Here is a 7,701-nt window from a genome sequence, read left to right as displayed (position 1 = left end):
ATGTGTATAAGAGACAGGTCCAGGGCGCCGCCCCGGTGGGCGAACGGGATGGCCGACGGGTGGTCCAGATACGGGTGGCGCCCCGGGGACGCCTCGTTCACTGCTGTCACCGCGGCAGTATCGCCCCTGGTGCGGGCCCGGGCGCGGGGAGGGCGAAGACCCGCAGGAAGAACTGGGCGAGCGGGCCGATCGCCAGGGCGTACAGCACGGTGCCGGCGCCGAGCGTGCCGCCGAGCAGGAAGCCGGTCAGCACGACCGCCACCTCGATCGCCGTGCGCACCAGCCGGACGGAACGCCCGGTCAGCCGGTGCAGGCCGGTCATCAGCCCGTCACGCGGCCCCGGGCCGAGGCGCGCGGAGATGTACAGCCCGGTCGCGGCACCGTTCAGCCCGACGCCCGCTGCCAGGACCGCGATCTGTGCGGCGAGCCCGCGCACATCCGGTACGAGCGCCAGGGTGCCGTCCATCGCGAGGCCGACGACGAAGACGTTGGAGACGGTGCCGAGGCCGGGGCGCTGCCTGATCGGTATCCACAGGAGCAGGACGACGGCTCCGACGGCGATCGAGACCACGCCGATGGACAGGCCCGTCCGCTCGGCGACGCCCTGGTGCAGCACCCCCCACGGCTCCAGCCCCAGGCCCGCCCGGACCATGAGCGCCGCACTCGCCCCGTATAGCACGAGCCCCCCGAAGAGATGGGCCGATCGCCGGACGGCGCGGCTCCCGCTCGGGGTGGTGAGGCCGGACATGTGGTACCCCCTGTGGTCGCAATGGACTGCCGCGTGTCACTCTGTGGCAGGGGTTCGGCCGCCAACCATGGCCAATCCGAGGAAGGTGGACCGATTTCCGTGGCGCAGTGGACATCGACGGTAGGGGCCGCACAGCTGGCCCGGCAGCTCCGGGCCCAACAGCCCCGCCCCCTGCCCCCGGGCAGCCGCAAGCCGCCCGCCTACCGCGCGCTCTCCGACGGGGTGCGCATGCTCGTCCTGGAAGGCAGGGTCCCCGTCGCCGCCCGGCTCCCCGCCGAACGGGAGCTCGCGCTCGCGCTGTCGCTCAGCCGGACCACCGTGGCCGCCGCCTACGAGGCGCTGCGGACCGAGGGCTTCCTGGAGTCGAGGCGCGGCGCGGGGAGCTGGACGGCCGTCCCCGCGGGCAACCCGCTGCCGGCCCGCGGCCTGGAACCCCTCCCCCCGGAGGCCCTCGGCTCGGTGATCGACCTGGGCTGCGCCTCGCTGCCCGCCCCCGAACCCTGGCTGACCCGGGCCGTGCAGGGCGCCCTGGAGGAACTGCCGCCGTACGCCCACACACACGGCGACTACCCGGCGGGCCTGCCCGCCCTGCGGCAGATGATCGCCGACCGCTACACCGGGCACGGCATCCCCACGATGCCGGAACAGATCATGGTCACCACGGGGGCGATGGGCGCCATCGACGCGATCTGCCACCTCTTCGCCGGCCGCGGCGAACGCATCGCCGTGGAGTCCCCCAGCTACGCCAACATCCTCCAGCTGATGAGGGAGGCGGGCGCCCGGCTGGTGCCGGTCGCCATGGAGGAGGGGCTGGGCGGCTGGGACATGGACCGCTGGCGCCAGGTCCTGCGCGACACGGCCCCCCGACTGGCCTACGTCGTGGCGGACTTCCACAACCCGACCGGCGCCCTCGCCGACGAGCAGCGGCGCCGCGCGCTGGTCGAGGCGGCCCGGTCGGCGGGGACGGTGCTGCTCGTCGACGAGACGATGAGCGAGCTGCGCCTGGACCCCGTCGACATGCCCCGCCGTGTCTGCGCGTTCGATCCGGCGGGCAGCACCGTCGTGACCGTCGGTTCCGCGAGCAAGGCGTTCTGGGCCGGCATGCGGATCGGATGGGTCCGGGCCGCCCCGGACGTCATCCGGAGCCTGGTCGCGGCCCGCGCGTACGCCGACATGGGGACGCCGGTGCTGGAACAGCTGGCCGTCAACTGGCTGATGCGCACTGGCGGCTGGGAGGAGGCCGTCGCCCTCAGGCGCGAGCAGGCCCGCGGGAACCGGGACGCGCTGGTGGGGGCGGTGCGCAGGGAACTGCCGGAGTGGGAGTTCGAGGTGCCGCACGGCGGGCTGACCCTCTGGGTGCGTACCGGCGGGATCTCCGGCTCGCGCCTCGCGGTGGCCGGCGAGCGGGTGGGCGTACGGGTGCCGTCGGGGCCCCGGTTCGGCGTGGACGGGGCCTTCGAGGGCTATGTGAGGCTGCCGTTCACCGTGGCGGGCCCGGTGGCGGACGAGGCGGCGGTGCGGCTGGCGGCAGCGGCGGAGCTGGTCGTCTCCGGGGCGAGCGCCGGGGCCGAGGCGCCCCGCACCTTCGTGGCCTGAGCCGGCCCGGGCCGCGCCGGCGGGCCGCCCGGTGGCGGCGCCGTCATCCCTCCGCGACGGCCGGCGCCACGGCCAACGGGTCCTTGTGCGCGGGGTCGGGCCCGGCCACCTGGTACTCCCGGGCCCGCTCGGCGTACTCCTGGGCCCGCTCCACCGGCGCCTGCCCGCCGGGCAGCAGGTCGAGGACCGACCGCCGGTGGGCCTCGCTCGTGGCGGCGTCGTACGGGTCCGGGGTCGCGGGAACCTGGAGGCGCAGCACCGGTCCCGTACCGAGCCGGGCGTACCCCCGGCCCGGGGGCACCTGGGGCGTCGGCGTGGTGTGCGGCTGGGTGCCCAGCACCGACTCGACCTGCTCGCGGCCGGCGGGGCCGAGGACGGCACGGGCCCGGGTGTGCGCGCGTACGGTCCCGGAAAGGGCGCCGAAGCCGTCGAACTGTTCCGCGACCACCACGGTCACCCCGGCCGCCCGTCCGTGCCGCAGCGGTACCTGGAGCAGGTCCTGCGGATCGGGCCTGCCCTCGGCGGCGGCGAGGTGGCAGAGGGCGCTCGGCCGGTCCAGCAGGATCCACAGGGGGCGCCTGACGTCCTCGGGGGCGGGATGGCCGGACTGGCGGGCCCGGTCGGCCGCGATCAGCCGGCGCTCCGTCTCGTGCGCGGCCCACTCGAGCGTGGCCAGGGCCCCGGACAGACCGCGTTCGACGGCCAGGACACCGTCGCGTCCGCTCAGGCACCCGTACTCCCCGGTGCCCCCGCCCTCGACGACGAGGAGGTCGCCGTGCTGGAGGGCCTGCAGGGCCAGGGAGCGGATCAGGGTGGTGGTCCCGCTCCCGGGGTGTCCCACGGCAAGCAGGTGCGGTTCCGTCGACCGGGATCCGGTGCGCCAGATCACCGGTGCGGCGTCCCGGGTCGTGTCGCCGTCCCACACCGGGACGGTGCGCCGCACCGCGTCGGCGTCCGTGAAGCCGAGGACCGTCTCACCCGGGGCGGTGACGAAGCGCTGGGCGGCGATGGTGGTCGGCAGCGGGGCGAGCACCGTCATCCGGAGGCGGTTGTCCTCCTCGTCCCAGGCGAAGTGGTACTCGCGTCCCCGGCCCGACTTGGCGTCCAGGACCCGTTCGACGCGTGCGCGGGCCGCCGCGTCGCCGTCGGGGAAGTACGCGGGGTAGTTGACCTGGAGCCGGGTCAGCCGGCCGTCGCCGTCGAAGGCGTACGACGAGCCGAAGGCCTTGTCCCAGTCGCCGCCGTGGGAGAACAGCGGGCCGGGGTCGTCGGCCACCGAGAAGTGCGGGACCAGGGCCTCGTACAGCGAGCGGAGCCGCGCGGCCTCCGCCTCGTCGGGGCCGGTCTTCGCCGGGGTCCGCTCCCGCCCCTTCCAGGCGGCGGCGCCCATCACCGAGACCAGCGCCAGGACGGATCCGTAGGGGACGAGCGCCACCCCCAGTACGCAGGCCGCGACCAGGAACAGCACGTGGCCGCGCCGGTCCCGGGGCGTCGCGGCCCACCTCCGCCGCCCTGCTCCCGCCAGCAGCCGCCGACCCCGGGTGACCGTGATCAGCGGATGGAGGACGTCGGTGGCACCGTCGGCGGCCGTGCGCGCCCACTCGCGTCCACGAGTGATCGAAGCGCTGCCGCTGGTCAGGATGCGGGGGAGTGGTCGCCGGGCCACGTCGGTCTCCTGGAGAGGTGGGAGCGGTTGCGGAGCGTCAGAACTTGATCCCGCTGAGCATGCCGGCGAGGCTCGCCCCGCCGGCCGTGATGCTGGGCGCGATGGCGGTGCCGGCCAGGTAGAAGCCGAACAGCGCGCAGATGAGGGCGTGGGAGGCCTTGAGCCCGTCCTTCTTGAAGAAGAGGAAGACGATGATGCCGAGCAGTACCACGCCCGAGATGGAGAGGATCATGAGCGGTTCTCCTGGTTGAGGGGGACAGTCACCATGAGTACTTCCAGCATTACAAAATGTGCCTATATGAATAAAGGTGCAATCGGGTGAATAGAGGTACTTTTCACCCGACCGGTCGGTGAAAAGTGGGTGCCGGGTCCTGTGGGGGGCGGGGTGACCTCTGTGAAAAGAACCCCACTCCGTGGTGACCTCGCGCCTGATCCGGGCAGGCTCACGGCGGTTGCGGAGCAGTACCCTGTCGGTTCATTCGTACGGCACCCGCCGTACTCCCACCAGGCCGGCGACGGCACGACGGTTCATGGAAGGCGGTCCGTCCGATGAGCGAAACCCCCGATCCCGAGGTGGTCGAGCTGGCGACCAAGGTCTTCGACCTGGCCCGGCGTGGCGAGACCGACCAACTGGCCGCCTACGTCGACGCGGGCGTCCCGGCCGACCTCACCAACGACCGGGGCGACTCGCTGCTGATGCTGGCCGCCTACCACGGGCACGCGGCGGCCGTCACCGCCCTCGCCGGGCGCGGAGCCGACCCGGACCGGGCCAACGACCGCGGGCAGACCCCTCTCGCCGGAGCCGTCTTCAAGGGCGAGCGCCCGGTGGTCGAGGCGCTGCTCGCGGCGGGAGCGGACCCGGCCGCGGGGACCCCGTCCGCCGTGGACACGGCGCGCATGTTCGGCAAGGACGACCTGCTGGAACTCTTCGGTGCGCGCTGAGACGCCGCGGGGGCGCGTGGCTGACCGGTGCGCCGTAAATGTGGTCGCGTCGGCGAAATGGCTGGGTCATCATGACGTCGCGGGTCCGCTTCGGGCCACCGACGAGAGGCAGAGGAAGATGAGCACCAGGCAGAAGACGACGGTCGGCCGATCATGTCGGCACGCGGCCTAGCTCCCCCCGGCACGTGGAACAGCACGGTCCCGGTCGCGTCGACAGCTTGATGTGAGGCTTTCCCCATGTTCGATCCGTTCATAGCGCCGAGCGGCACCCTGCTCGGCCTGTTGCAGAGGGGCCGCGGCGACGGCACGCTCCACGCGCTCGCCGCACCCCGCCCCGAGGCCCTGGCAGCGCTCAACCACTGCGTCCTGAGTGATCCGCGCCACGACTGGCAGGTCGAGAACCGCTCTCTCTACTACGCCCGTCTCTACCTCGATCTCGACGGCGGCACCGAGGAGATCGAGCGCCACCTGTGGGACCCCGAGGACCACCTCGACACCGACGACTCCCGCACGGGCCTCGCCCTCGCCGTCCTGGGGCACCTGGCCTCGTACGGCCGGGACGACGCCCTGGTCCTCCTGCGGCGTTACGCGGCCACCGGGGCCAACTGGGCCTGGGCCCTCGACGAGCTGGCCCTGCGCGACGACGACGCCGGGCTCTGCTCGCTCGCCGAGCCCGTGATCGGCCGCTTCCCCGCCACCCCCCAGGGCGACGCCGAACTGGCCGCGGCGGTGCGGGACGCCTTCGAGCCGCGCCCCTGGCGCCTCTGGGCGGACGATCCGCGCCCGGCGATCGGGGCCCGGATCCGGGCCGCCGGGGAGCAGGGCTCCTTCGACCGGTGGCAGCGCCAGATGCGGCCCGGCGGCCCCCGCCCCGGCTGGAGCGTCCAGGCGGTCTTCGACTGGGCCCAGCAGGGGCTGGAGCGCGGCAGCGTGCTCCACCTCCCCGCCGCCCGCTGCCTGACCGCCGTCGCGGGCGCCGAGGACCGGCCCCGCATCGTCGAGGCCGCCCGTGGCGGACCGGACGGCGCCCGGTGCGCCGCCCTGCACTACCTCGCCGAAGCGCGGGACCCCGCCGTCCTGGACCTGATCGAGGAGGCCGCCGTCAGCCCCTCCCGGACCGTCGCCGACGCGGCGGTCGCCGCCTTCGAGCGCATGTGCGGACCGGAGGCGGTGGAACGTGCCCGCCGCTGGGCGCACCGCCCCGACGCCCTCGGCGCCTCGGCGTCCGGAGTGCTGGCCTGCCGGGGCGCGGCGCAGGACGCCCCCCTCGTCCTCGCCGCGCTGCGGGAGACGGTCCGGGGCGACGGCCCGGACGCCCCCCGCCTGTGGACCCTCGTCGACGGCACCGGCCGCCTGGGGATCGCCTGCGCCGCCCCCGTACTGCGCCACGTCTACCGGGAGACCTCCTCCTCGCAGCTGCGCGGCCGGGCCGCCCGGGCCCTCGCCGCCACCGACCCGTCCTTCGCCACCGGCTTCGCCGTCGAGTGCCTGTGGGACTGCGAGGAGACCACCCGGGAGGTGGCCGCCCTCCACGCGGAGACCGGGGACGTCCGGGTGGCCGAACGCCTGCGCAGGCTCGCCGCCGACCCCGCCGAGGAGGCCGAGGTACAGACCGCGGTACGCAGCCGGATCGGTCCGGACACGTCCGCCGGCTGACTCCGGGCGGCGCCCCGGGACGACGCGGGCGGACGCCCCCGGGGCGCACCCGCCCCGTACGCGGGGGCCGACGCCCCGTCTGCGCGGGGCGGTCCCCCGCGCCAGAATGAAGGGGTGACCGGACGCTGGGAGTTCTGGATCGACCGGGGCGGCACCTTCACGGACGTGGTGGGCCGGGAGCCCGGAGGGCGCCTCGTCTCCCGCAAGCTGCTCTCGCACGACCCGGAGCGGTACACCGACGCCGCCGTCGCCGGGATCCGGCTCCTGCTCGGCCTCGCCCCCGGCGACCCGGTCCCCGCGGACCGGGTCGCCGGAGTCAAGATGGGCACCACCGTCGCCACCAACGCCCTCCTGGAGCGACGGGGGGAACCGACCGTCCTCGTCGTCACCGAGGGCTTCCGGGACGCGCTGCGGATCGCCTACCAGAACCGGCCACGCCTCTTCGACCGTCGCATCCTCCTGCCCGAGGCGGTGTACGACCGGGTGATCGAGGTCCCGGAACGCGTCGGCGCCTCCGGGGAGACGGTGCGGCCCCTCGACCGCGAGGCCGTCGGCGCGCGTCTGCGCGACGCCCGGGCGGGCGGGATCCGCAGCGCCGCGGTCGTCCTGATGCACGGCTACCGCCACCCCCGCCACGAGAAGGCCGTCGCCCGGGCGGCCCGGGACGCGGGCTTCACCCAGGTCAGCTGCTCGCACGAGGTCAGCCCGCTGATCAGGCTCGTCCCGCGCGGCGACACCACCGTCGTCGACGCCTACCTCTCCCCGATCCTGCGCCGGTACGTCGACGAGGTGGCCGCCCAACTCCCCGGCATCCGACTGATGTTCATGCAGTCCAACGGCGGGCTGCGTGAGGCCGCCCACTTCCGCGGCAAGGACGCGGTGCTCTCCGGACCGGCCGGCGGCGTCGTCGGTACGGCACGTACGTCCGCCCAGGCGGGGCACGACCGGGTGATCGGCTTCGACATGGGCGGGACCTCCACCGACGTCTCCCACTACGCGGGCGCGTTCGAACGGGAACTCGGGACCGAGGTGGCCGGGGTACGGATGCGTGCGCCCATGATGAGCATCCACACCGTCGCGGCGGGCGGAGGAT

The 7,701-nt window shown here is 74.5% G+C and carries 7 protein-coding genes; 4 read left to right on the top strand and 3 right to left on the bottom strand.

The genetic code is table 11. The features are described from left to right. Positions 1 to 106: 106 nt before the first annotated feature. On the bottom strand, positions 107 to 748 hold the full coding sequence (locus IH13_RS0115015) for a membrane protein YczE (protein WP_031084661.1): 642 nt from the start codon (positions 746 to 748) through the stop codon (positions 107 to 109). A gap of 99 nt (positions 749 to 847) precedes the next feature. Here IH13_RS0115015 and IH13_RS0115010 point away from each other — a divergent pair, with 99 nt between their 5' ends. Beyond that, positions 848 to 2,344, top strand: coding sequence for an SCO1417 family PLP biosynthesis transcription factor (locus IH13_RS0115010; protein WP_031084660.1), 1,497 nt, complete (start codon positions 848 to 850; stop codon positions 2,342 to 2,344). 43 nt (positions 2,345 to 2,387) lie between these two features. On the opposite strand, the gene IH13_RS0115005 is transcribed toward IH13_RS0115010, so the two are convergent. Together IH13_RS0115005 and IH13_RS0115000 are read right to left on the bottom strand one after the other, a co-directional pair. Next, complete coding sequence (locus IH13_RS0115005; protein ID WP_031084658.1) at positions 2,388 to 4,010, bottom strand: membrane protein; 1,623 nt, start codon at positions 4,008 to 4,010, stop codon at positions 2,388 to 2,390. Positions 4,011 to 4,047: 37 nt separating this feature from the next. After that, entirely contained in the window at positions 4,048 to 4,242 is a 195-nt protein-coding gene (locus IH13_RS0115000) for a hypothetical protein (protein ID WP_031084656.1), read from the bottom strand. Between the two features lie 317 nt (positions 4,243 to 4,559). Here IH13_RS0115000 and IH13_RS0114995 point away from each other — a divergent pair, with 317 nt between their 5' ends. The 3 genes from IH13_RS0114995 to IH13_RS37530 all read left to right on the top strand — a co-directional run. Further along, on the top strand, positions 4,560 to 4,952 hold the full coding sequence (locus IH13_RS0114995) for an ankyrin repeat domain-containing protein (RefSeq protein WP_031084654.1): 393 nt from the start codon (positions 4,560 to 4,562) through the stop codon (positions 4,950 to 4,952). A 237-nt stretch (positions 4,953 to 5,189) separates the two neighbouring features. After that, entirely contained in the window at positions 5,190 to 6,608 is a 1,419-nt protein-coding gene (locus IH13_RS0114990; protein ID WP_031084653.1) for a HEAT repeat domain-containing protein, read from the top strand. A 114-nt stretch (positions 6,609 to 6,722) separates the two neighbouring features. Next, positions 6,723 to 7,701: hydantoinase/oxoprolinase N-terminal domain-containing protein (locus IH13_RS37530; RefSeq protein ID WP_031084651.1), on the top strand; the 979-nt coding region annotated here is incomplete at its 3' end.

It is taken from the genome of Streptomyces sp. NRRL WC-3549 (assembly GCF_000721935.1).
Taxonomy (GTDB): Bacteria; Actinomycetota; Actinomycetes; order Streptomycetales; family Streptomycetaceae; genus Streptomyces.
Note: the sequence above shows the minus strand (reverse complement) of the source record. Positions and strands in the feature narration are given on the sequence as shown.

Coding starts and splice junctions, on each gene's coding strand:
- IH13_RS0115015 (WP_031084661.1), bottom strand. CDS start 748: ATGTCCGGCCTCACCACCCCGAGCGGGAGCCGCGCCGTCCGGCGATCG.
- IH13_RS0115000 (WP_031084656.1), bottom strand. CDS start 4,242: ATGATCCTCTCCATCTCGGGCGTGGTACTGCTCGGCATCATCGTCTTC.
- IH13_RS0114995 (WP_031084654.1), top strand. CDS start 4,560: ATGAGCGAAACCCCCGATCCCGAGGTGGTCGAGCTGGCGACCAAGGTC.
- IH13_RS0114990 (WP_031084653.1), top strand. CDS start 5,190: ATGTTCGATCCGTTCATAGCGCCGAGCGGCACCCTGCTCGGCCTGTTG.